General features: G+C 69.7%; 21 protein-coding genes. 8 read left to right on the top strand and 13 right to left on the bottom strand.

What is annotated here, in order from left to right; all coding sequences use genetic code 11:
- Positions 1 to 4: 4 nt before the first annotated feature.
- From EDC36_RS06895 to EDC36_RS06870, 6 genes are all read right to left on the bottom strand, one after another.
- Positions 5 to 1,303 carry a sulfate adenylyltransferase subunit 1 gene (locus EDC36_RS06895; protein WP_132962514.1) on the bottom strand — a complete coding sequence of 433 codons (1,299 nt, stop codon included), beginning with the start codon at positions 1,301 to 1,303 and terminating at the stop codon, positions 5 to 7.
- A 2-nt stretch (positions 1,304 to 1,305) separates the two neighbouring features.
- Positions 1,306 to 2,265: a sulfate adenylyltransferase subunit CysD gene (cysD, locus tag EDC36_RS06890; protein WP_132962512.1), complete on the bottom strand. Its 960-nt coding sequence runs from the start codon at positions 2,263 to 2,265 to the stop codon at positions 1,306 to 1,308.
- Complete coding sequence (locus EDC36_RS06885) at positions 2,262 to 3,074, bottom strand: phosphoadenylyl-sulfate reductase (RefSeq protein ID WP_132962511.1); 813 nt, start codon at positions 3,072 to 3,074, stop codon at positions 2,262 to 2,264. The genes cysD and EDC36_RS06885 overlap by 4 nt, the downstream gene beginning before the upstream one ends.
- Positions 3,067 to 3,555 carry a DUF934 domain-containing protein gene (locus EDC36_RS06880; protein WP_132962510.1) on the bottom strand — a complete coding sequence of 163 codons (489 nt, stop codon included), beginning with the start codon at positions 3,553 to 3,555 and terminating at the stop codon, positions 3,067 to 3,069. The genes EDC36_RS06885 and EDC36_RS06880 overlap by 8 nt, the downstream gene beginning before the upstream one ends.
- 5 nt (positions 3,556 to 3,560) lie before the next feature.
- The gene (locus EDC36_RS06875) at positions 3,561 to 5,300 is read right to left on the bottom strand and encodes a nitrite/sulfite reductase (protein ID WP_132962508.1); all 1,740 of its coding nucleotides are present in this window, start codon (positions 5,298 to 5,300) and stop codon (positions 3,561 to 3,563) included.
- A gap of 199 nt (positions 5,301 to 5,499) precedes the next feature.
- A complete protein-coding gene (locus EDC36_RS06870; RefSeq protein ID WP_243646507.1) occupies positions 5,500 to 5,952 on the bottom strand; it encodes a sirohydrochlorin chelatase in 453 nt (150 codons plus the stop codon).
- Between the two features lie 80 nt (positions 5,953 to 6,032).
- On the opposite strand from EDC36_RS06870, the gene aptA reads away from it, so the two are divergent.
- On the top strand, positions 6,033 to 7,424 hold the full coding sequence (gene aptA, locus EDC36_RS06865; protein ID WP_132962507.1) for an omega-aminotransferase AptA: 1,392 nt from the start codon (positions 6,033 to 6,035) through the stop codon (positions 7,422 to 7,424).
- 31 nt (positions 7,425 to 7,455) lie between these two features.
- Here the strand turns inward: aptA and EDC36_RS06860 are convergent, their stop codons facing one another.
- The 3 genes from EDC36_RS06860 to metX all read right to left on the bottom strand — a co-directional run bounded on the left by EDC36_RS06860 (position 7,456) and on the right by metX (position 9,813).
- Complete coding sequence (locus tag EDC36_RS06860) at positions 7,456 to 7,908, bottom strand: hypothetical protein (RefSeq protein WP_132962505.1); 453 nt, start codon at positions 7,906 to 7,908, stop codon at positions 7,456 to 7,458.
- Between the two features lie 121 nt (positions 7,909 to 8,029).
- Positions 8,030 to 8,617 carry a methionine biosynthesis protein MetW gene (metW, locus tag EDC36_RS06855; RefSeq protein WP_132962504.1) on the bottom strand — a complete coding sequence of 196 codons (588 nt, stop codon included), beginning with the start codon at positions 8,615 to 8,617 and terminating at the stop codon, positions 8,030 to 8,032.
- Positions 8,614 to 9,813 carry a homoserine O-succinyltransferase MetX gene (gene metX, locus EDC36_RS06850; RefSeq protein WP_185971188.1) on the bottom strand — a complete coding sequence of 400 codons (1,200 nt, stop codon included), beginning with the start codon at positions 9,811 to 9,813 and terminating at the stop codon, positions 8,614 to 8,616. The genes metW and metX overlap by 4 nt, the downstream gene beginning before the upstream one ends.
- Before the next feature lie 166 nt (positions 9,814 to 9,979).
- Here metX and EDC36_RS06845 point away from each other — a divergent pair, with 166 nt between their 5' ends.
- Together EDC36_RS06845 and EDC36_RS06840 are read left to right on the top strand one after the other, a co-directional pair.
- Positions 9,980 to 10,798 carry a formate/nitrite transporter family protein gene (locus EDC36_RS06845; RefSeq protein WP_132962503.1) on the top strand — a complete coding sequence of 273 codons (819 nt, stop codon included), beginning with the start codon at positions 9,980 to 9,982 and terminating at the stop codon, positions 10,796 to 10,798.
- A 249-nt stretch (positions 10,799 to 11,047) separates the two neighbouring features.
- Positions 11,048 to 11,434, top strand: coding sequence for an RNA recognition motif domain-containing protein (locus tag EDC36_RS06840; RefSeq protein ID WP_132962501.1), 387 nt, complete (start codon positions 11,048 to 11,050; stop codon positions 11,432 to 11,434).
- Positions 11,435 to 11,443: 9 nt separating this feature from the next.
- Here EDC36_RS06840 and lptC read toward each other — a convergent pair whose 3' ends face one another.
- The 4 genes from lptC to EDC36_RS06820 are packed head-to-tail and all read right to left on the bottom strand — an operon-like array spanning position 11,444 to position 15,310.
- Positions 11,444 to 12,112, bottom strand: coding sequence for an LPS export ABC transporter periplasmic protein LptC (gene lptC / locus EDC36_RS06835; RefSeq protein WP_132962500.1), 669 nt, complete (start codon positions 12,110 to 12,112; stop codon positions 11,444 to 11,446).
- Positions 12,109 to 12,657, bottom strand: a complete 549-nt coding sequence (locus EDC36_RS06830) for a KdsC family phosphatase (protein ID WP_132962499.1) — start codon at positions 12,655 to 12,657, stop codon at positions 12,109 to 12,111. The genes lptC and EDC36_RS06830 overlap by 4 nt, the downstream gene beginning before the upstream one ends.
- Entirely contained in the window at positions 12,657 to 13,655 is a 999-nt protein-coding gene (locus EDC36_RS06825; RefSeq protein WP_132962498.1) for a KpsF/GutQ family sugar-phosphate isomerase, read from the bottom strand. The genes EDC36_RS06830 and EDC36_RS06825 overlap by 1 nt, the downstream gene beginning before the upstream one ends.
- 26 nt (positions 13,656 to 13,681) lie before the next feature.
- Complete coding sequence (locus EDC36_RS06820) at positions 13,682 to 15,310, bottom strand: ATP-binding protein (protein ID WP_132962497.1); 1,629 nt, start codon at positions 15,308 to 15,310, stop codon at positions 13,682 to 13,684.
- 91 nt (positions 15,311 to 15,401) lie between these two features.
- Between EDC36_RS06820 and EDC36_RS06815 the strand changes: the two genes are divergently transcribed.
- The 5 genes from EDC36_RS06815 to EDC36_RS06795 all read left to right on the top strand — a co-directional run bounded on the left by EDC36_RS06815 (position 15,402) and on the right by EDC36_RS06795 (position 21,718).
- Entirely contained in the window at positions 15,402 to 17,387 is a 1,986-nt protein-coding gene (locus EDC36_RS06815; protein ID WP_132962495.1) for a monovalent cation:proton antiporter family protein, read from the top strand.
- A gap of 17 nt (positions 17,388 to 17,404) precedes the next feature.
- On the top strand, positions 17,405 to 17,950 hold the full coding sequence (locus EDC36_RS06810; RefSeq protein WP_132962493.1) for an adenine phosphoribosyltransferase: 546 nt from the start codon (positions 17,405 to 17,407) through the stop codon (positions 17,948 to 17,950).
- Between the two features lie 108 nt (positions 17,951 to 18,058).
- Positions 18,059 to 18,550, top strand: coding sequence for a chemotaxis protein CheW (locus EDC36_RS06805; protein WP_132962492.1), 492 nt, complete (start codon positions 18,059 to 18,061; stop codon positions 18,548 to 18,550).
- Between the two features lie 25 nt (positions 18,551 to 18,575).
- Positions 18,576 to 19,916 (top strand): methyl-accepting chemotaxis protein, encoded by a 1,341-nt coding sequence (locus EDC36_RS06800; RefSeq protein WP_132962490.1) that lies wholly within the window; start codon positions 18,576 to 18,578, stop codon positions 19,914 to 19,916.
- A 17-nt stretch (positions 19,917 to 19,933) separates the two neighbouring features.
- The gene (locus EDC36_RS06795) at positions 19,934 to 21,718 is read left to right on the top strand and encodes a methyl-accepting chemotaxis protein (RefSeq protein WP_132962489.1); all 1,785 of its coding nucleotides are present in this window, start codon (positions 19,934 to 19,936) and stop codon (positions 21,716 to 21,718) included.
- Positions 21,719 to 21,722 lie beyond the last annotated feature (4 nt).

Here is a 21,722-nt window from a genome sequence, read left to right as displayed (position 1 = left end):
GGTCTCAGGCCTCCACCAGCAGCGCGGCGCTGGTGCGGTGCGTGCCCGGATCGACCATGATCAAGGCACCGGGTTGTGGGCTGGCCCCGTCCAGTGGTTGGACGGGCAGCGGTTCGGCAACGTCCACGATCACGCGCGCCAGCTCGTTGACGCCAAGGCTGTCGGCGGGCTGCGGCGTGAGGGTGTGGATGTCGAGCCGGTGCTCGATGGCGGCGATGCGGCCCTGCACCCAGCGGTGGCCGTGGCGCAGCCAGTAGCGCCGGCCGATGGCCGCCGGGTCGGGATCCAGCCACGCCACGGTGGCGGCAAAGCGCCGCTGCGCCTGCAGCGTGCCAGGGGCGCCCAGCCAGTCGCCGCGGGAGATGTCGAGCTGGCGGTCCAGCACCACCCCCACCGATTGGCCCGCGCGGGCCTCGGGGCGCTCGGCGCCGGCGTGGTGCAGCAGACGCACCACCTGGGCCAGCTCGCCGCTGGGGTGCACCTGCACGGTGTCGCCCACGCGCACGCGGCCACTGGCCAGCCGGCCCCAGTACACGCGCGCCTGGTGTCCGGTGCCATCGCCGTCGCGTTGCACCCACTGCACCGACAAGCGCCACGGCCCATCGCTGCGTGGCTGCGGCACGGGCAGTCCCTCCAGCAGCTCCAGCAGCGCCGGGCCGTCCCACCACGGCGCTTGCAGGCGCTGCGTGACGTTGTCGCCCCGCAGCGCCGAAATCGGCACGATGGCCGTCGGCTGCAGCCCGGCCTGCTGGGCAAACGCCTGCAGCGCCGCCCGCACGGCGGCGAAAGCCGCTCCGGGGTCCGCCACGGCGTCGATTTTGTTGACGGCAAAGATCAGGTGCGCCACGCCCAGGCGGTGCGCCAGCAGCGCGTGGCGGCGGGTTTGCGGCAGCAGCGCCACCTGCGGTGCGTGCAGGTCCAGCTTGGTGACGTCCACCAGCACCACGGCGGCGTGGCTGCCGGCGGCGGCCGTGACCATGTTGCGGGTGTACTGCTCGTGGCCGGGCGCGTCGGCGATGATGAATTTGCGCCGCGGCGTGGCGAAGTAGCGGTACGCCACGTCGATGGTGATGCCCTGCTCGCGCTCGGCCTCCAGGCCGTCGGTCAGCAGCGCCAGCTCCAGCGCGTCGGGCGTGCGGCTGCGCGCTTGCAGCGCCTGCACCTGGTCGGTCATCAGCGCCTGGCTGTCCAGCAGCAGGCGGCCGATCAGGGTGCTTTTGCCATCGTCCACGCTGCCGGCGGTCAGAAAGCGCAGCGCGGCGTGCTCGGCGGGGGTGTGGTGGTCGTTCAGGTGCGTGTCCATCGTCAGAAATACCCTTCGCGTTTGCGGCGTTCCATGGCGGCGTCGTTGGCGCGGTCGTCCACGCGGGTGGCGCCGCGCTCGCTGACCGTGCTGCGCAGCGTCTCCAGCACCACGGCCTCGGGCGTGGCGGCGCTGCTGGGCACCGGGCAGGTGCAGCTCATGTCGCCCACGGTGCGAAAGCGCACCTGCAGCGTTTCCACCGTTTCACCGGGTTGCGGTGGGGTCAGCGGCGTGACCGGCACCAGCAGCCCGCCGCGGCGGACCACCTGGCGCGGGTGCGCCCAGTACAGCGACGGCAGCTCAATGCGCTCGCGCGCGATGTAGGCCCACACGTCCAGTTCGGTCCAGTTGCTGATGGGGAAGGCGCGCATGTGCTCGCCGGGCTGCAGCCGGGTGTTGAACAGCGTCCACAGCTCGGGCCGCTGGGCCTTGGGCTGCCACTGGCCGAAGGCGTCGCGGTGCGAAAAGATGCGCTCCTTGGCGCGCGCCTTTTCTTCGTCGCGGCGCGCACCACCCACCAGCACGTCCAAGCGGTGCGCCTCGATGGTTTCCAGCAGCGTGACGCTTTGCGCCGCGTTGCGCGACGCCAGCGGGTCACTCAGCCGCACGGTGCCGCGGCGCATGGAGTCTTCCACATGGCCCACCAGCAGCCGGTCGCCGTGGCGGGCCACCAGCGCGTCGCGAAAGGCGATGACCTCGGGGAAGTTGTGTCCGGTGTCGATGTGCAGCAGCGGCAGCGGCAGGGCGCCGTGCCAGCGCCCATCGGGACCGCGGCGCTGGAAGGCTTTGCGCGCCAGATGCAGCACCACGCACGAGTCTTTGCCCCCGGAAAACAGCAGCGCCGGCCGCTCGAACGCGGCCACGGCTTCGCGCAGGATCTCGATCGATTCTTCTTCCAGCGCATCGAGGTGGCGCCAATCGATCTCGGGCAGCAGTTGGTCAGGGTGTACGGTGGCGTTCATAGGGGCTGAACCAAGGTGGAGGCCATGGGGGAGGCGGCGTGGCGCGCGGGGCTGGGCAGGTGCAGGCCGCACTCACGGCGGTGGTCGTCTTCCCACCACCAGCGGCCGGCGCGAAAGTCCTCGCCCACCGCGATGGGGCGGGTGCAGGGGGCGCAGCCGATGCTGGGCATGAAGGCGTCGTGCAGCGGGTTGTACGGCACGCCATGGCGGCGGATGTGGTGCCACACGTCGCCCCAGCTCCATTCGGCCAGTGGGTTGAGCTTGGTGCGCCCGGCGTCGTCGGTGGTGACGATGGGCACGTCGGCGCGCTGCGCCGACTGCTCGCGCCGCAGGCCCGTGACCCACGCCGTGCGACCCGCCAGCAGGCGCTGCAGCGGCTGCAGCTTGCGCAGACCGCAGCAGGCGTGGCGCAGCGCGGGGCTGCGGTACATCGCATGGGGGCCGTGTTCGGCCTCGAAGGCAGCCACCGCCTCGGGCTCGGGGGCGAAGACCTCGATGCGGATGCCCCAGTGCGCTTCGGCGCGTGCGCGCAAGGCCAGCGTTTCGGGGTGCAGCCGGCCGGTGTCGATCATGGCCACGTCGATCGGGATGCCGTAGCGCACGATCAGGTCGGTCAGCACCATGTCCTCGGCGCCCAGGCTCGTGGCCTGCACGATGCGGCCGGGGTGTTGCTGCGCGCTGTCACGCAGCCATTGCACGCTGCGTTGCACGCGGTCGTCGTGGTCGGCGCTGGGGTCGTCGTACAGGCTGAAGGCCCGCCCCGGCACGGGCGGCTCGATGACGATGGTTGGAACGGGTGTCTCAGGCATGGAGGCGTCCTCCCTCGGGATGGCGCACATCGGGTTGGTAGTACGCTGCGAACCACTGCAGGGCCCGCTGCGCGACCTCGCGGGATTGGTCGGCGCGCAGCTCGGCGGCGTCAAAGCCGCAGCGCCACAGCGGCAGCGCCTGGTCGGCGATGACATCGCCGGTGGCGCGCACCTGGCCCGTGAAGCCGTAGCGCGCCCGCAGCAGCCGGGCCTGGGTGTAGGCGCGGCCGTCGGTCCACTTGGGAAACACCAGCGCCACCAGTTCCAGCCGGGGCAGGTCCGGCGCCAGCGCCTCGATGGGCCGATCGTTGGGCCACAGCACGCCCACGGGCAGCTCGGCGGGCCAGTGGCCGCGCACGGCGTGCCATTGTTCGGCGCTCAGCACCAGGCCGGCGTGGGGCGCGGGGGCGGTGGCGTCGGCGGGTGCGCGGCGCCACAGATCGTGCGCCGGGTCGATGAAGTGCAGCAACGGTTGTGGCATCGTGCTCAGGCCTCCACGGGTTCGGCGGTGGTGCGGCGCACGCTGTCGGTGGCGGCACGAAACGGCGCCACGCCCACGCGCTGCACGGTGTCCAGCAGCCGTTCGCCGGGCTGCCGCAACTCCAGGTAGGTGTCCAGCACCGCTTGCAGGGCGTCGCCGATTTCGTCGGCGGCGAACGCCGGGCCCACCACGCGCCCGGCGCGCGCGGGGCCGTGGGCGGCCTGGCCGTCGGAGCCACCGAGCGTGAGCTGGTACCACTCGGTGCCGTCCTTGTCCACGCCCAGGATGCCGATGTGGCCGCTGTGGTGGTGTCCGCACGAGTTCATGCAGCCGCTGATGTGCAGCGCGATGTCGCCCAGGGCTTCCAGTTCGTCGGGGTCCTGGTAGCGCTGCAGCACCTGCAGCGCGATCGGCGTGGTGCGCGCGTTGGCCAGCGCGCACAGGTCGCCACCCGGGCAGGCGATGAGGTCGGTCAGACGCCCCCGATGGGCGCCGGCCAGCCCCAGCGCGCGCGCGGCCTGCCACAGGGCCGGCAGTGCGGTGGCGTGCACCCACGGCAGCAGCAGGTTTTGTTCGTGCGTCACGCGCGCTTCGCCGGCGCTGAAGCGGTCGGCCAGGTCGGCCAGCGCGTCGAGCTGCTCGGCGCTGACGTCGCCGGGCGCTTGGCCAGGGCGCTTGATCGACAGCGTCACCGCCACCAGCCCGGGCAGCCGGTGCGCGTGCACCTGGCGCGCCCGCCAGCGCTGGAACGCCGGGTCGGCTTCGATGGTCGGCGCATCGGGGGACGGTGCCGGTGGTCGCGCCACCCAGTCGCGCGGGGGCTCGAACATCGCTTGCACGCGCTGCAGATCGGCTTCGCGCAGGCGCAGCGCCGCGCCCAGCGCATCATCACGCCGCAAGGCCTCGTACTCCGCCAGCACCGCGTCGATGAACGCCTGCCCCTCGGCCTTGACCAGGATCTTGATGCGCGCCTTGTACAGGTTGTCGCGCCGGCCGTACAGGTTGTACACGCGCACGATGGCTTCCAGGAACAGCAGGATGTCGTGCCACGGCACAAAGTCCGCGATCGTCGGGGCGATGAGCGGCGTGCGACCCATGCCACCGCCGACCAGCACGCGAAACCCCATTTCGCCGGCGTCGTTGCGCAGCAGTTGCAGCCCGATGTCGTGCCACGCGATGGCGGCACGGTCGTCCGCCGCGCCGGTGACGGCGATTTTGAACTTGCGCGGCAAAAAGGCGAACTCCGGGTGCAGCGTGCTCCACTGGCGCAGCAGCTCGCAGTACGGGCGCGGGTCCACCGCCTCGTCCGGCGCGACGCCGGCCAGCGCGTCGGTGGTGATGTTGCGGATGCAGTTGCCGCTGGTCTGGATGCCGTGCAGGTCGGCCTCGGCCAGCAGGTCCATGACGTCGGCCGCGCGCTCCAGCGCGATCCAGTTGAATTGGATGTTTTGTCGCGTGGTGAAGTGGCCCACGCCGCCTTGCCCCGCGAAGGGGCCCTCGGTCACGCGGTCGTGGTCGCGTGCCACCCGCGCCAAGGTGCGCAACTGGCGGCTGCTGAGCTCGCCGTACGGGATGGCCACGCGCAGCATGGGGGCGTGGCGCTGGATGTACCAGCCGTTTTGCAGCCGCAGCGGCTTGAAGTCGTCGGCGCTGAGCTCGCCACGCAGGTGGCGCTGCAGTTGGTCGCGGAACTGCGCCGCGCGTTGGCGGATGACGTGGCGGTCGAAGTCGGTGTAGCTGTACATCGCAGGGGCGTCAAGCGTTCAAACCTTACTTGGGCCCCTGATTGTGCTGATGGGTTATGAAAAATGGAACTAAAAGATAGTTTTATATCTATAACGTGGGTGCATATAAGGCCCGGCGGCCATGGGGACGGTCGCGCTGCCGGCGCCGCGGTGGGGTGCCATGGGTCCGTGCAGCGGTTGGGGCTGCCCGCTGGCGGCCTCAGCCCGGGGGCGGTGGCACCACCCCCAAGGCGATGTCGGCCAACGCCTGCAGCAGCCGCGGGTGCTCCCCGATGGGCGGGGCAAGCTGCCAATGCACGCCGGGGTGGTCGGCCTGCAGTTGCGCGAGCAGCGCCGGGACGTCGCGCCGCACATGCCCGCCCACCCCCAAAAAGAGCGGCAACACCGTCACTTGCGCGCACCCCTGCGCCGCCAGCACGGTGCCGGCGGTGAGCAGGTCGGGCGTCATCAGCTCAAGGTAGGCCAGGCTCACCCGCCACGCAGGCCGTTGCGCGCGCACCGCCGCCGCGACGCGCTCGAACGGCGCGGCCCAGGCCGGGTCACGGGCGCCGTGCGCCAGCAAGATCAGGCCCTGCGCGGCGGCCGCTGCCGGGCCGCTGCCGGGCACCTCGGGCGGATGTGGGGCTTGGCCGTGCGCGGTCATGGCGCGCATAATGGCACGAATGCAGCAACCTCGGTGCAGCCAAGGGGTTGCGCTGTTTCTCCCTCCTCCCGCGACTTGTTGATCCGACCATGAACCTGTCCGACACCCCCGCCCACACGACCCCCACCAGCGCCGAGCTGCGTCCCGGTGACGCGTCGTGGATGGCTGCGCACTGGATGCCGTTCACGGGCAACCGCCAGTTCAAGGCCGACCCCCGCATCATCGTGGCCGCCGAGGGCGCGTACCTGATCGACGCCGACGGTCGGCGTGTGTTCGATGGGCTGTCGGGCTTGTGGTGCACCGGGCTGGGGCACGGGCGGCGCGAGATCGTCGAAGCCGTCAGCCGCCAGGTCGCCACGCTCGACTACTCGCCCGCGTTCCAGTTTGGGCACCCGCTGTCGTTCGAGCTGGCCAACCGCATCGTCGAGCGCCTGCCCGCTGGGCTCAACCGCGTGATGTTCACCGCGTCGGGCTCGGAGGCGGCTGACACCGCGCTCAAAATCGCCCGCGCCTACTGGCGCGTGCGCGGGCAGGCGAGCAAGACACGTCTGATCGGGCGCGCCAAGGGCTACCACGGCGTCAACTTCGGTGGCGTGTCGGTGGGGGGCATCGTTGGCAACCGCAAGCTGTTTGGCCAGGGTGTCGAAGCCGACCACCTGCCGCACACCCAGCCCCCGGCGGGGGCGTTTTTCCGTGGCCAACCGCCGGCCGACGGCGCCGGGCTGTACGCCGGCGCGGCGCTGGCCGACGAGCTGCTGCGCCTGATCGAGCTGCACGATGCCTCGACGATCGCGGCGGTGATCGTCGAGCCGATGTCCGGCTCGGCCGGTGTGGTGGTGCCGCCGCAGGGCTACCTGCAGCGCCTGCGCGACATCTGCACCCAGCACGACATCTTGTTGATTTTTGACGAAGTGATCACCGGCTTTGGGCGCTGCGGCGCGTGGACCGGCGCCGAGGCGTTCGGCGTCGTGCCGGACATGCTGACCTTTGCCAAGCAAGTGACCAACGGCGTGCAGCCGCTGGGAGGGGTGGCGGTGCGCCAAGGCATCTACGATGCCTTCATGGACGCTGGCGGCCCCACGTACGCGCTGGAGTTCCCGCACGGCTACACCTACTCGGCGCACCCGGTGGCGTGCGCGGCGGGCTTGGCGTCGATGGCGCTGCTGCAGCGCGACAACGCCCCCGAGCGGGTGCGGGCGCTGGCCCCGGTGTTCGAGGCCAAGGTGCACAGCCTGCGCGGCGCCAGCCCCCATCTGCTCGACATCCGCAACTACGGGCTGGCGGCGGGGCTGACGTTGGCCCCGGCGCCGGGCGAGCCGCTCAAGCGCCCCTTCGAGGTGGCCATGCGCATGTGGGCCAAGGGCTTTTACGTGCGCTACGGCGGCGACACCGTGCAACTGGCGCCGCCCTTCATCAGCACCGAAGCCGAGATCGACCGCCTGGTGGACGCGCTGGGCGAGACGCTGCGGGCGTTGGACTGACCCCTCTGCGCGCCCGGTGGCCCGGCCTGACTCAGCCGGGCAAAGCCTCCAACAACGCTTGCGTTGGAAGGGGCGGCTCACCGTTGGTGACGGGGGTCAAGGCCACGTCCCCTTGCGCCTCGTCGGGCTCAGGGGTTGGGCCCGGGGCCGCCACCGGGTCAACCTCGGTGGTCAGGGCCGGTTGCTCGGCCGGCCGCACCGTGCCGTCGGCCAGGCCCTGATGCTCCAGGTAGCGTTGCAAGTTGCGCTCGATGCGCGTCAGCGCTTGCTGCTGGCCAGGCGTGCGGGTGTCGGTGGGCAGGGCTTGCAGCCGCTGCAGCACCCGTTGCAGGCCAGGCGGGCCGCCGCTGGCGGTGGCGGACGTTGGTGTGGCCACGGGGCTGTCCGTCGCCGAGGGCGCGGCGTCGCCTGCGGTGGTGCGGGTCGTCGACGCCCGGGGCGCAGGCCAAGCGGCATGGGCGGGATGGGTTGCCGGGATGCGCATGATCGACCTCCTGCTGCTCCTCCACGTGGGGGCAGTGAACCGATGATGGCAGCGCCCGCCGCGGGCTGATCATGGAAACAGCGGCACCAACCGCCGCCAATTCCGGGGTTGCTGGGCGGTGTCAGCGTTGGCTGAGTTTGAACACCGCCGTGCTGGCCAGCAGGTTGGGCCAGCGGCGCACCACACGGCCGCGGTCGTCGATGCCAAAGGCGTCGTCGATGTGCAACCCCAGGCGTTCGGCCAGAACCTCGAAATCGGCAAAGGTGCCCACGCGGATGTTGGGCGTGTCGTACCACTGGTAGGGCAGCCGCCGGGTCACCGGCATGCGCCCGGCCAGCACACGCAGCCGGTTGGGCCAGTGCGCGAAGTTGGGAAACGCCACAATCGCGCTGCGCCCCACCCGCGCCGTCTCACGCAGCATCGTCTCGGCGTTGCGCAGGTGCTGCAGCGTGTCGATTTGCAGCACCACGTCGAAGCTGTCGTCGGCGAACATCGACAGCCCTTCTTCCAGGTTGAACTGCAGCACGTCCAGCCCGCGCTTGAGGCAGGCGTGCACCAGCGCGTCGTCGATTTCGATGCCGTAGCCGCGGCAGCCGCGCGCGTCGCGCAGGTGCGCCAGCAGCGCGCCGTCGCCGCAGCCCAGGTCGAGCACACGCGCGCCGTGCGGCACGCGCTCAGCGATCAGGTGTTGGATCAGGCGGTCGCTCATGCCGTGCCTCCGGGCGTGCTCAGGTGGGCGCCGACGCGGTGCTCGAAGTACGCGCGCACCGCCGCGTGGTAGCGGGGGTCGTCGAGCAAAAACGCATCGTGCCCGTGCGGAGCGTCGATCTCGGCGTAACTCACCGCGCGCTGGTTGTCCAGCAGCGCCTTGACGATTTCGCGGCTGCGCGCCGGCGCAAACCGCCAGTCGGTGGAAAACGAAATCACCAAAAAGTCCGCCCGCGCGCGGCGCAGCGCGGCGCTCAAGTCCCCGTCGTGTTCGCGCGCGGGGTCGAAATAGTCCAGCGCCCGCGTGATCAGCAGGTAGGTGTTGGCGTCGAAATACTCGCTGAATTTGTCGCCTTGGTAGCGCAGGTAGCTTTCGATTTCGAACTCCACGTCCTGCGTGGTGTAGCGGTAGGCGAGCCGCTCGGCCGTGGCGATGTCGCCGTTGCGCACCGCCTCGGCCAGCGGGCGCAGGCGGCGGCCGAATTTTTCGTTCATCACGTCGTCGCTGAGGTACGTGATGTGACCGATCATGCGCGCGATGCGCAAGCCCCGCCGCGGCTTGGTGCCGTGGCGCAGGTAGTGCCCGCCATGAAAATCCGGGTCGGTCACGATGGCGCGGCGCGCCACCTCGTTGAAGGCGATATTTTCGGCCGTCAGGTTGGGGGCGCTGGCCACCACCACCGCGTGCCGCACCCGCTCGGGGTACTGCAGCGTCCACGACAGCGCCTGCATCCCACCCAAGCTGCCGCCCATGACGGCGGCCAGCCGCTCAATGCCCAACGCGTCCAGCAGCCGCGCCTGGGCGTTGACCCAATCCTCCACCGTGACGACGGGGAAGTCGGCGCCCCACGGCTGGCCCGTCGCCGGGTTGATGTGCGTGGGGCCGGTGGAGCCAAAGCACGAACCGATGTTGTTGGCGCAGATGACGAAGAAGCGCTCGGTGTCCACCGGTTTACCCGGTCCGACCATGTTGTGCCACCAGCCTTCGCTTTTGGGGATGGGTTGCCCCTGGGCGTCGGCGTGGTGGCCGGCGACGTGGTGGCTGGCGTTGAGCGCGTGGCAGATCAGCACCGCGTTGTCGCGCGCGGCGTTGAGCTGTCCGTAGGTCTCGTACACCAGCTCGAAAGCGGGTAGCACCGCACCGCTGCGCAGCGGCAGCGGGGTGTCGACGTGAAGGCGTTGGGGGGTGACGATCACGGTGTTTCCTTGCCTGATGCGCCGTGACCGCAGTGGCGACGCCGGCAAGGCCTGGCCGGCGCTTCCTCTTTAGCGGTACTTGTTACGCGCCCGCAAGCGGGATCCAAATCGGCGCAGACCACAGTATAAAGGGCGTTGCGGCGTCGCAGGCCGCAGGAGGCTGATCATGTCCGAGCTGTATGGTTTTGACGCCTACGCCCCACGGGAAGTGGCCCAGCGTATCGAGACGGTGGGCGTGGCCAAGGCGCGACTGGCCACGCTGCCGTTGTTGATGCTGGGGGTGTTGGCCGGCGCGTTCATTGGGTTGGGGGCGTTGGCGTTTCTCATCGTCAAGGCCGATGCCACGCTGGGCTGGGCGGCCTCGCAGTGGCTGGGTGGGCTGGTGTTTGCACTGGGCCTGCTGCTGGTGGTGGTGGCCGGCGCCGAACTGTTCACGGGCAACAACCTGCTGGCCATGGCCTGGGCCGATGGCCGCATCAGCACCCGCGAGGTGCTGCGCAACTGGGGGTGGGTGTGTTTGGCCAATGGGCTGGGCGCCGCGGGGCTGGCGGTGTTGGTGTGGGCCAGCGGTCAAACCGGACTCAACGGCGGACGGCTGGCGCAGCAGGTGGTCCACATCGCGCTGAACAAGCAGGCATTGCCGTGGCACGAGGCCCTGTGGCGCGGGGTGTTGTGCAACGTGCTGGTGTGTCTGGCCGTGTGGATGGCCATGGCCGGGCGCAGCGTGGCGGACAAGGCGGTGGCGATCGTGCCGCCCATCGCCACGTTCGTGGCGGCGGGCTTCGAGCACAGCATCGCCAACATGTTTTTCTTTCCGCTGGCGATGCTGGTGCAGGCCGGGGGCGGTGCGCCCGCGACACCCCCGGTGACGTTCAGCGGCATGCTGGGCAACCTGGTGCCGGTGATCGGTGGCAATTTGCTGGGAGGCAGTGTGCTGGTGGGGTTGACCTACCACGTGATCTACCGCCGTGGTTCCGCGTCGTGAACGTTGGGCCGCAACGGTGTTTCGACGGGCGCGGTGTTGTTTTGGCGCATCATTCCCGTGGTGGCAGGGGTGTATGGATCAAAAAATCCCCACGGGCAGCGCAATCGGCGCATAATGCGATCCGGGTCGATGTTCGCGACGTCGGCCCAGTCAGTGGTGATCGGTCGGTTTCGCGTGCAGCAGTTGGTTTGTTTGCCGTCGGGGCTCCGTCGCTCGTTTGTGTCAGTGTGTTTTTCGAGGAGTCCCTTCATGGGCAACAAGTTGTACGTCGGCAACCTTCCGTATTCGGTGCGCGACGGCGATCTGCAGCAAGCGTTCAGCGCGTACGGCCAAGTGGCCAGCGCCAAGGTGATGATGGAGCGCGACACCGGTCGCTCCAAGGGTTTTGGTTTTGTCGAAATGGGCAGCGATGCCGAGGCCCAGGCGGCCATCGCCGGTCTGCATGGCCAGTCGATGGGCGGCCGCAACCTGGTGGTCAACGAAGCCCGGCCGATGGAGCCGCGCCCGCCGCGCAGCGGCGGGTTTGGCGGCGGCCGTCGTGAAGGCGGCTTCGGCGGTGGCGATGGCCAATTCCGCAGCCCCTACGGTGCACCGCGTCGCCGCGATGACCGTGGTGGGTACGGCGGCGGCTACTGATCGCCAACCTCAGCGGGGCGCCCGTTGCCCCGCGCGCGCCACCAGCGTGGCGCGCACCTGACCTTGCCATTCGGCCAACCCGTGGCGCTCGTCGTAGCGCATCTGGTTGGCCGTTATCACGTCCGCGTCACGCGTCATGCGCACCGGCTGTGTGCTTTGCAGCACCTGCCGTTCGCTGTCCCAGGTCAGCTCTTCGGCGTCCAACGTCAGGCGCGGCGCGCCCCCGGGGCGCAAAGGTGTTCGCTCGTAGCGAACCTGTCCCCGCAACGTGTAGTGGACGCGGCGGTCGTCGGTTTGCAGCAGGTGGGCTCGCAGGGTGCTGCGTGTCGCGTCGGCGGGCACCACCCGTTGCAGATGCGCTTGCTCGATGTCGGTGCGCGCGTCGGCGGGGTAGTGGACCAGACGGTCACCGCGCAGCAACAGCTCGGGTTGCCCCGGTGCGCTCCAACGCTGCAGCGTGAAGTGGTGCAGCGTGTAGTCCGGCTCGCCCTGGCCCAGGGCGCGGCTGGGGCTGGGGTGGTCGGTCGGCACGCGTTGCACGACCGCCCAGGTCAGCAGCGCCAGCGTTCCCATCAGCGCCACCGGCAGGTACAGCGAGGCCACATCCCACGCCCGCACCCACCAAGGCTGCGCCGGCCGCGTGGGACGGGGGGGCGGCGGGGCCGCACGCGGGGTCACGCCAGCGCCTCCTGCAACAACGTGACGTAGTGGCCGCGCGCCACCAGCAGCAGGTCGCAGAACTCACGCGCCGCCCCGCCCCCGGCGGGCGCTGCGGTGACGTGGTGCACCCGTGCCAGCACCTCCGGGTGCGCGGTGGGTGGGGCCGCGGCCAGGGCGCAGCGCGTCAGCACCGGCAGGTCCGGCCAGTCGTCGCCGATGGCCGCCGCCGCGTCCCACCCCACGCCAAGCTCGGCCAGGATGCTTTCGGCGGCGGGGCGCTTGTCTTCAGTGCCGTAGCGCACGTGGCGCACCCCCAGCGCCTGCAGCCGTGCACGCAGCGCGGGGGAATCGCGCCCGGTCACCACCGCGGGTTCGATGCCAGCGCGGCGCAGCAGCTTGAGGCCGTGGCCGTCCAGGGTGTGAAAGCGCTTGAGCTGTTCGCCGTCCGGGCCGTACCACAGGCCGCCGTCGGTCAGCACCCCATCGACGTCGAGCAGCGCCACGCGCACGCCTTGGGCGCGCAGCAGCAGCTCAGGGGCAAAGGTCAGCACAGGGCGGTCCATCAGATCACCTTGGCACGCATCAGGTCGTGCGAGTTCAGCGCGCCGACCAGCCGGCCGTCGTCATCGACCACCAACACGCTGTGGATACGGTGCTGCTCCATCAGGTCGGCTGCTTCGACGGCCAGCATCCCGGGGTGCACGCTGCGCGGGCGGGGGTGCATGACTTCGGCGGCGGTCAACGCCCGCAGGTCGGCCCCCGGGCGCGCTTCGATCAGGCGGCGCAGGTCGCCGTCGGTGAAAATGCCGATGGGACGCCCCTGCTCGTCGACGACGGCGGCAGCGCCCAGGCCCCCGGCGCTCATGGTCCGCATCGTCTCCGGCAGCGTGGCGTGCGGCGCCACGCGCGGGGTCACGTCCAGCGGCCGCATGACGTCACGCACCAGCGTCAACAGGCGGCGGCCCAGCGCACCGCCGGGATGGGAGCGCGCGAAGTCCTCCGGTTGGAACCCGCGCGCGCTCAGCAGCGCCACGGCCAGCGCATCACCCATGGCCAGCTGCGCCGTGGTGCTGGCGGTGGGGGCCAAGTTGTGCGGACAGGCTTCGCGCGCCACGCCGGTGTCCAGCACGACGTCGGCGTGCCGCGCCAGCGTCGAGTCGGCGCGCCCCGTCATGGCCACCAGCGGCACGCCCATGCGTTTGATCAGCGGCAAGATGGTCGTTAGCTCATCGCTTTCGCCGCTGTTGCTGATGGCCAGCACCGCGTCGGCCGGGGTGATCATTCCCAGGTCACCGTGGCTGGCTTCGGCTGGGTGCATGAAAAACGCCGGCGTGCCGGTGGAGGCCAGCGTCGCCGCGATCTTGCGGCCGATGTGCCCGCTTTTGCCCATGCCGGTGACGACGACGCGGCCGCGGCACGCCAGCAGCGTGCGCACCGCGTCGGCGAAGCGCTGGTCCAGCCGCTCGGCCATCGCTTGCAGGCCGGCGGCTTCGATGGCCAGTGTCTGGCGCGCCAGCGCGATCCAGTCGGCGTCGCTTGAAGGCAATCGGTCGTTGGTCATGACATCCCGAGTGTGCAAGGGTGGTGTCACCGCACGTCCCACCCCACGATTTGCCGCTTGCTGCGGCTGAACTCCACGCCGACTTCGATCACACGCTCCACGCCCGGCGCGCCGCGGTGCTTGGCCGCGTAGTCCTTGGTCTGGAGTTGCCGCAGCGCCTCGCCCGTGCCCTGGTCGCCGTCCACGACCTTGAACTCGAACACCCACGCGGTGCCGGCGTGCTTGACGGTGAGGTCGCACTGGCCTTCGTTGCTGACGTCTTCGGCGATGATCTCCACCCCGAGACTGGCCAGGTGGCTGTAGCAGACGCTGGCAAAGTAGCCTTCGTACTGCGCGATCGGGTTGGCACGGTACCAGTCGTGTGGGATGGAGGCAAAGAGGCGCTGGAAGTGCGCTTTGAGCGCGGCGGCGTCACCGCTGACCAAAATGTCGTACAACGCGCTGGTCAACACGCTGACCTGCGCTGGGTTGGGGTGCCATGCATGGAGCAGGTGTTCATTGAGCGCGGCACGCACCTCCAGGTTGGGCACGCTCAGCTCGTACTCGCGCCGCGCGGCTTTGAGCACGCTGCGCCGTATCGTCAGGTAGCCGGTCTGCCACAGCATCGCCTCGGGCTCGATGCCGTCCACATCGAACGCCGACAGCAGCGCCTCGCTGGCCCACAGCTGCTCCAGCCTGGGGGTGAAGAAGCCCTTGCGCTGCAACCACTGCACGAGGAAGGTCGGCGTGCCGGTCTCGAACCAGTGCGCCCGGTACTGGCGCTTATCCAGCAGCAGCAGCACATCAAACGGGTTGTACACCGAGGTTGGCCCCCAGGCGTAGCCGTTGTACCAACGGCGCACTTCACCTCGGTCCAGGGGCTGGCCGTCGCTGGCCGCCGCCTCGAACTCGGGCGCAAAGACGGTGTCCAGATCCTCTTCGGTGTAGCCGCACAGCGTGCCGTAGCGGTCGTCCAGCGTGATGTCGTTGAGGTTGTTGAGGCCCGAAAAGATCGACACCTTGGAAAACTTGGATACGCCCGTCAACATCGCAAAGCGCACATCGGCGTCGCGCCCCTTGATGACGGAGTAGAGGTTGCGCAAGCCCTCGCGCATTGCGCGGGCGACCTCGGGCGCTTCGAGGTTGTCGAGGATCGGTTTGTCGTACTCATCGACCAGCACCACGGCCTGGGCGTTCCAGACGTTGGCGGCGCGTTGCAGCAGATGGTCAAAGCGCAAGGCCACGTCATCGGTGGGGGGAAGCTCCACCCCCAGCTGCTCGGCGTTGCGGTCGATCTGGTCAACGATGGCCCGGTGGAGCCCGGCTGGGTCATGGTGCACCCCACCGGCGAAGCTCAGGCGAATGACCGGGTGGCGCCGGCCCCAGTCCCAGTGCTCGGCGAGAAACAGCCGCGGGCGGTTGGCCACCGCCGGGTCCACCCCCAGCGCCACGGCGGCCTCACCGCCTTCAAACAAAGCCCGCTGGCCGGCAAAGGCCTCGGCGATGGTGTCGATCAGCAGTGACTTGCCAAAGCGGCGCGGGCGCGACAAGAAGTAAAAGCTGCCTTGCTCGACCAGCCGCGCGATCAGCGGGGTTTTGTCGACGTAGTAGCAGCCCTCGCCGCGGATCTTGGCGAAGGTCTGGATGCCGATGGGCAGCTTGCGGCGCGCGCTCATGCGCCAGGATGGTAGCGCATGCGGCGCGCGGGTGGCGCCGAAGTCCAGGCTCGGGCCGTCGCTATCTATGTTGGCCAGTAAGATCGGGTGCGTGAACGTGCTCGACCTAACCCTGTTGCTGCTGTTGGCCGCCGTGCTGGGGGTGGTGGTGTGCCGGTTGCTGAAGCTGCCGCCGCTGATCGGCTACCTGGCGGTGGGGGTGGCGCTCGGGCCGCACGCGCTGGCGTTGGCGCACAACACCGAGGGGCTGCGCTACCTGGCCGAATTCGGTGTGGTGTTCTTGATGTTCGCCATCGGCCTGGAGTTCAGCCTGCCCAAGCTGCGGGCGATGCGGCGGTTCGTCTTTGGGCTGGGCACGGCGCAGGTGTTGCTGACGGTGCTGCTGACCACCGCCGCCGCGCTGGCGCTGGGGTGGCTGTTGCCGGACTGGTGGGGCATTGAGTGGCCGATGGCGGTGGCCATGGGCGGCGTGATGGCGATGAGCAGCACCGCCATCGTGATGAAGCTGATGGCCGAGCGTCTGGAGCTGGAAACCGAGCACGGCCAGCGCGTGGTGGGCATCTTGCTGTTCCAGGATCTGGCGGTGGTGCCGTTGCTGGTGTTGATTCCGGCGCTGGCCGCCCCGGGCGAAGAGCTGTGGTGGGCCTTGGGCCTGGCGTTGCTGAAGGCAGCGGCCCTGCTGGTGCTGTTGATGACCGGCGGGCAACGCGTGATGCGCTGGTGGCTGACGCTGGTGGCCCGGCGCAAAAGCCAGGAGCTGTTCATGCTCAACCTGCTGCTGGTCACGCTGGGGCTGGCGTGGCTGACCGAACACGCCGGCTTGTCGATGGCGCTGGGCGCGTTCGTGGCCGGCATGCTGATCGCCGAGACCGAATTTCGCCACCAGGTGGAGACCGATATCCGGCCGTTTCACGACGTGCTGCTGGGGCTGTTTTTCATCACCATCGGCATGATGCTGGACTGGCGCATCGTGCTGGAGCGCTGGCCCTTGGTGCTGTTGCTGCTGGTGCTGTCGCTGGCGTTCAAAGCGGGCTTGATCACCCTGCTGGTGCACGCCCTGGGCGCCCCGCTGGGCACGGCGCTGCGCACTGGGCTGTACCTGATGCAGGCGGGCGAGTTCGGCTTGGTGCTGCTGCAACTGGCCAACCAGAACGCCCTGGTGCCGCCCACCCTGTTCAACCCCACGTTGGCGTCGATGATCCTTTCCATGTTGCTGGCGCCGCTTGTGATCCAGCACAGCAACGCGCTGGTGACGCGGCTGGTGCGCAGCGACTGGCTGATGCAGTCGGTGCAGATGACGCAGATCGCACGCCGCGCCATTGCCGCCGACAGGCACGTCATCATTTGCGGCTACGGCCGCTGCGGGCAAAACCTGGCGCGTCTGCTGGAGGCGGAAAAGATCCCCTACATGGCGCTGGACTTGGATCCGGATCGGGTGCGCCAAGCTGCTGCGGCGGGCCATTCGGTGGTGTTCGGTGACGCTGCGCGGTTGCAGGCGCTGATGGCGGCGGGGCTGGCGCGGGCCTCGGCGGTGGTGGTGACGTATATGGACACGCCCAGTGCCATCAAAGTGCTGCACAACGTGCGCGAGCACGCGCCGCACGTGCCGGTGGTGGTGCGCACGCTGGACGACACCGACCTGGCCAAGTTGCAAGCCGAGGGCGCCGCCGAGGTGGTGCCCGAAGCGCTGGAGGCCAGCCTGATGCTGGCCAGCCATGCGCTGGCGTTGGTGGGCGTGCCGCTGCGGCGTGTGGTGCGCCTCGTGCAGCAGCAGCGCGAAGCGCGCTACCAACTGCTGCGCAGCTACTTCCATGGCGCCGACGACGACAGCGTCGACGAGCAACACCAGGCGCGGCTGGCCACCGTGGTGCTGCCGCCGGCCGGCCCCACCGTCGGCCAGCGCTTGGGTGACTTGGCGCTGCACGCCATCGGGGTGCAGGTCATGGATGTGCGCCGCGCCAGCGGGCGCCGTGAGGCAGCGTCGGACGACCTGGTGCTGCAAGGTGGCGACGCCGTGGTGCTGTACGGCGTGCCGGAAGCGCTGGCGTTGGCCGAAAGCCGCTTGTTGGCCGGCTAGCAGGATAATCACGTCCCATGGACACCGCCGCCTACCTGCGCTCGCACATCCGCACCGTGCCCGACTGGCCCGCGCCGGGTGTGCAGTTTCGCGACATCACCCCCTTGCTGCAAGACCCCAAGGTCTTTCGCGTGTTGATCGACGCCTTCGTGCACCGCTACATGGACCGTGCGCTGCGGCCCGACGTCGTGGCGGGGCTGGACGCGCGCGGCTTCATCATCGGCTCGGTGGTCGCTTACGAGCTGGGGGTGGGTTTCGTGCCCATCCGCAAAAAGGGCAAGCTGCCGTTCACCACCGTCGAAGAGACGTACGAGCTCGAGTACGGCAGCGCCACCGTCGAGCTGCACACCGACGCCGTCAAGCCCGGTGACCGTGTGCTGCTGATCGACGACCTGATCGCCACCGGCGGCACGATGATGGCCGGCAAAAAACTGCTGGAAAAGCTCGGCGCCACCGTGATGGAGGGTGCCGCCATCGTGACGCTGCCCGAGCTGGGGGGCGAGCAGCGCCTGCGCTCGGCGGGTCTGCCGCTGTACACGCTGGTCAGCTTCGACGGACATTGACATCCGTCACCTTCGGGCTGCGTGATGCGGCCCGTTGGGGTTGACCCGGCTGGCGGCCGTGGTGTTTTGGCCGATACTTAGGGCTTTGAGCCGACGAGGAGTGCTGCCATGACCGCCATCGCCGCCGCGCCAAGCCACGACGCCGCCGCACGCCACAGCGCCGAGTACCTGACGTTTCGCCTTGGCGCTGAGGAATACGGCATCGACATCCTGCGCGTGCAGGAAATCCGCTCGTACGAAAACCCCACCCGCATCGCCAACGCGCCGCGGCACATGCTGGGCGTGGTCAACCTGCGCGGCGTCATCGTGCCGGTGGTGGACCTGCGCATCAAGCTGGGCTGCCCCAGCGTCGAGTACAACGGCCTCACCGTCGTCATCGTGCTCAACGTCAAGGGGCGGGTGGTCGGCGTGGTGGTCGATTCGGTGTCCGACGTGCTGGAGTTGCCGCGTGACCAGATCCGCGCCGCGCCCGAGATGACCTCGACCACCGTGGACACGGCCTTCATCACCGGCATCGCCAGCGTGGGCGAGCGCATGCTGATCCTGATGGACATCGAGGCGCTGATGAGCAGCCCCGACATGGGGCTGATGGACGCCTGAACGCCGGCCCAACCGTCGAGGCAACATGATGACCAACAACGACTGGATGCGCACATGGCGCGTGCGCACGCGCATGCTGGGTGCCATTGCCGTGGTGCTGGCGCTGCTGCTGGCCCTGGCGGGGGTGGGCGTGTGGGCGGTGCACCACATGCAAATCGCCCAGCACGAGGCGCTGACCCTGGCCTGGACGGCAGCCGGCAATGGCGGTGACGAGGCTTTTGCGCAGCAGATGATTCAGCTCACCGAGCACGGCGAGCAGATTCGCCAGCAAGCGCTGTGGGCGTTGGGGGGGGCGCTGCTGGTGGCGTTGGCCATCGTGGCGCCGACGACCTGGATCAACATGCGCAGCATCGTGCGCCCGGTGCAGCAAGCGCAGGCGCTGGCGGTGGCCATCGCACGTGGCGACCTGACCACCCGCGCCGACACCCGAGGCCAGGACGAACTGGCCGAGCTGATGCGCAGCCTGGCCGACATGCAGGCGTCGCTGGTGCGCACCGTGGGCGCCGTGCACGAGACTGCTGCACGGCTGCGCGCCACCGCCGAAGCGGTGGCCAGCGGCAGCCAGGACTTGGCGCAGCGCACCGAGCAGACCGCTGAACACCTGCGCCAGACGGCCGCCAGCATCGACGACCTGACGCGCCACGTGGCCTCAAGCAGCGAAGCGGCGCAGTCCGCCATCGAGCTGGCGCGCCGCAACGCCGACGTGGCCGAGCGTGGCGGGCGTGCCGTGGCCGACGTCGTGACGACGATGGACGGCATCCAATCGGCCAGCCGCAAAATCGCCGACATCATTGGCGTCATCGACGGCATTGCGTTTCAGACCAACATCCTGGCGCTCAACGCCGCCGTGGAAGCGGCCCGCGCGGGCGAGGCAGGGCGTGGTTTTGCGGTGGTGGCGGGCGAGGTGCGCCAACTCGCGCAGCGCAGCGCGCAGGCGGCCAAGGAGATCAAAACCCTCATCGAAGCCAGTGTGGCCAAGGTCAGCGCCGGCACCGAACAGGTGCACGCCGCGGGCGCGACGATCCGCGACATCGTGGCCAACGCCGAGCAAGTCTCGGCCTTCATCCGCGAAATCACCGCCGCCACCCAGCAACAGGCCCAGGGGCTGGCGCAAATCAACGCCGCCGTGGCCGAGGTGGACCAGATGACCGAACAAAACGCCGCGTTGGTGGCCCGCAGCACCGACACCGCCACCCATGTGCGCGCCCAGGCGCAGCGCCTGAGCGACATGGTGGCCGTCTTCCGCCTGCCCGGCGGCGCCGGGGGTGAACATGCGCCGCTGGTGCCGGCCCAGGTGCGCGGCCACGGCGACCCGTCCAGCTACCGCGGGCCTGAGCGGCGGCGGCTGAGCGCAGCGCAGGTTTGAGCCGAAATGAGGAGCTGATGATGGCGATACGCGATTGGAAGATTGGGATCCGGTTGGGGCTGGCGTTCGGGCTGATGATCGTGCTGATGCTGATGGTGTTCGTCGCCGCCTGGGTGGGCGCGCGAACCGTGGATCAGCATGTGCGCGCGTCCGATGCGATCACCGATGTGGCGTTTGCCGCCGAAAAGTGGACGGCGCTGACACGCCAGCAGGTGGCGCGCACGCAAGCGCTGGCGCGCTTTGGGGACAACCCAGAGCTGCTGGCGTATTTTCAGCAGCAAATCGCCGCGACGCGCGAGCAGGTGGATCAGCTCGAAAAGCAGGTGGCTGACAGCATTGGCCTGAGCAGCCAGCAAAGCGCGTTCGAGCGGGTGCGTCAGTTGCGCGCGGCGCAGATCGCGGTGCGCGACGAGGTGATGGCCGCGGTGCGCGCGGGCGACATGGAGCGTGCGCGTCAGTTGGCCGAGTCGCGCTACCAGCCCGCGGCGCAAGCCTACACCGCCGCGCAGCAGGCGCTCAGCGATGCCTTGGTCAAGGAAGCGGAACAACTGGTCGATCAGGCGCGCGAGGCGGCCCGCGTTGCGCAGTGGCTGGAACTGGCTGCCTTGGTGGTGGCGGTGGTGCTTGGGATCGGTGTGGCCGTGTCGTTGACGCGGGGCATCGTGCGGCCGTTGCGCGAGGCCGTGGCGGTGGCGGGCAGCATCGCCCAAGGCGACCTGACGCACCGCCTGCACACCAGCCGGGGCGACGAGGTGGGGGATCTGCTGCGCGCGCTGGACGCCATGCAGACCGCGCTGCGGCAGGCGTTTGCGCGCATCCGCGGCGCCTCCGACCAGGTGGCCAGCGCCGCGGTGCAAATCGCCCAAGGCAACCAGGACCTGTCGGCGCGCACCGAGAGCAACGCGGCGAGTTTGGAGCAGACGTCGGCGAGCTTGCAGCAACTCACCGACGGGGTGCGCCACAGCGCGGACGCGGCGCGCACGGCCAACCAGGTGGCGCAGCAAGCGGCCGACGCGGCGCAGCGTGGCGGCGCGGCGGTGCGCGAAGTGGTGGGCACGATGCAGGGCATCGACGCCAGCAGCCGCAAGATCGCCGACATCATTGGCGTCATCGACGGCATTGCGTTCCAGACCAACATCCTGGCGCTCAACGCCGCCGTGGAAGCGGCCCGTGCTGGCGAGGCAGGGCGTGGTTTTGCGGTGGTGGCGGGCGAGGTGCGCCAACTCGCGCAGCGCAGCGCGCAGGCGGCCAAGGAGATCAAAGCGCTGATCGAAGAGAGCGTGGCGCGGGTGCAGCAGGGCGGCCAGCAGGTCGAGACCGCGGGTCGCACGGTGGAGGAGATCGTGCAGGCCATCCAGCGCGTCGCGGACATGATTGGCGAAGTCACCGCGGCCACCGCCGAGCAAAGCGACAGCATCACGCAGGTCAACGCGGCGGTGTCGCAGTTGGACCAGGCCACGCAACAAAACGCGGCGCTGGTGGAGCAGGCCACGGCGGCGGCGGAGAGCCTGCGTCAGCAAGCGGCCGAGCTGCAGCGGGTGGTGGCGCAATTCCGCACGGGGGACAACCTGCCGGTGGCTGTCGAGCCAACGGCCACGTCCAAGCCGAGCTTGCCCAAGGTGGCGCCGCCACGCAAGCCGGCGGGGCCGCCCAAGCCGCTGCCCGGGGCGGCCGCGCGGCGTGAACCCTCGCTGCCCAAGCCGGCCCCGGCGACGGCCAAGGCCCCGGCTGCGGCGGCGTCCAAGGCGGGCCCGGCCCCCAAGCCTGCGGCCGCGGACGACGGTGAGTGGGAGACGTTTTGACCGT

Source organism: Tepidimonas ignava (assembly GCF_004342625.1).
In the GTDB taxonomy this organism is placed as follows: Bacteria; Pseudomonadota; Gammaproteobacteria; order Burkholderiales; family Burkholderiaceae_C; genus Tepidimonas; species Tepidimonas ignava.
The sequence above is the reverse complement of the archived record's forward strand: the minus strand, read 5'-3'. Positions and strand labels throughout refer to the sequence as shown.

Excerpts from the sequence above, each read along its gene's own strand:
- EDC36_RS06795 (WP_132962489.1), top strand. The coding sequence starts at position 19,934 with ATGATGGCGATACGCGATTGGAAGATTGGGATCCGGTTGGGGCTGGCG.
- EDC36_RS06870 (WP_243646507.1), bottom strand. The coding sequence starts at position 5,952 with ATGCGCGCCATGACCGCGCACGGCCAAGCCCCACATCCGCCCGAGGTG.
- EDC36_RS06820 (WP_132962497.1), bottom strand. The coding sequence starts at position 15,310 with ATGAGCGCGCGCCGCAAGCTGCCCATCGGCATCCAGACCTTCGCCAAG.
- metW (WP_132962504.1), bottom strand. The coding sequence starts at position 8,617 with ATGAGCGACCGCCTGATCCAACACCTGATCGCTGAGCGCGTGCCGCAC.
- EDC36_RS06840 (WP_132962501.1), top strand. The coding sequence starts at position 11,048 with ATGGGCAACAAGTTGTACGTCGGCAACCTTCCGTATTCGGTGCGCGAC.
- EDC36_RS06895 (WP_132962514.1), bottom strand. The coding sequence starts at position 1,303 with ATGGACACGCACCTGAACGACCACCACACCCCCGCCGAGCACGCCGCG.
- EDC36_RS06805 (WP_132962492.1), top strand. The coding sequence starts at position 18,059 with ATGACCGCCATCGCCGCCGCGCCAAGCCACGACGCCGCCGCACGCCAC.
- EDC36_RS06885 (WP_132962511.1), bottom strand. The coding sequence starts at position 3,074 with ATGCCTGAGACACCCGTTCCAACCATCGTCATCGAGCCGCCCGTGCCG.
- cysD (WP_132962512.1), bottom strand. The coding sequence starts at position 2,265 with ATGAACGCCACCGTACACCCTGACCAACTGCTGCCCGAGATCGATTGG.
- EDC36_RS06845 (WP_132962503.1), top strand. The coding sequence starts at position 9,980 with ATGTCCGAGCTGTATGGTTTTGACGCCTACGCCCCACGGGAAGTGGCC.
- EDC36_RS06810 (WP_132962493.1), top strand. The coding sequence starts at position 17,405 with ATGGACACCGCCGCCTACCTGCGCTCGCACATCCGCACCGTGCCCGAC.
- EDC36_RS06875 (WP_132962508.1), bottom strand. The coding sequence starts at position 5,300 with ATGTACAGCTACACCGACTTCGACCGCCACGTCATCCGCCAACGCGCG.
- EDC36_RS06860 (WP_132962505.1), bottom strand. The coding sequence starts at position 7,908 with ATGCGCATCCCGGCAACCCATCCCGCCCATGCCGCTTGGCCTGCGCCC.
- EDC36_RS06880 (WP_132962510.1), bottom strand. The coding sequence starts at position 3,555 with ATGCCACAACCGTTGCTGCACTTCATCGACCCGGCGCACGATCTGTGG.
- EDC36_RS06830 (WP_132962499.1), bottom strand. The coding sequence starts at position 12,657 with ATGGACCGCCCTGTGCTGACCTTTGCCCCTGAGCTGCTGCTGCGCGCC.
- EDC36_RS06825 (WP_132962498.1), bottom strand. The coding sequence starts at position 13,655 with ATGACCAACGACCGATTGCCTTCAAGCGACGCCGACTGGATCGCGCTG.
- aptA (WP_132962507.1), top strand. The coding sequence starts at position 6,033 with ATGAACCTGTCCGACACCCCCGCCCACACGACCCCCACCAGCGCCGAG.
- EDC36_RS06800 (WP_132962490.1), top strand. The coding sequence starts at position 18,576 with ATGATGACCAACAACGACTGGATGCGCACATGGCGCGTGCGCACGCGC.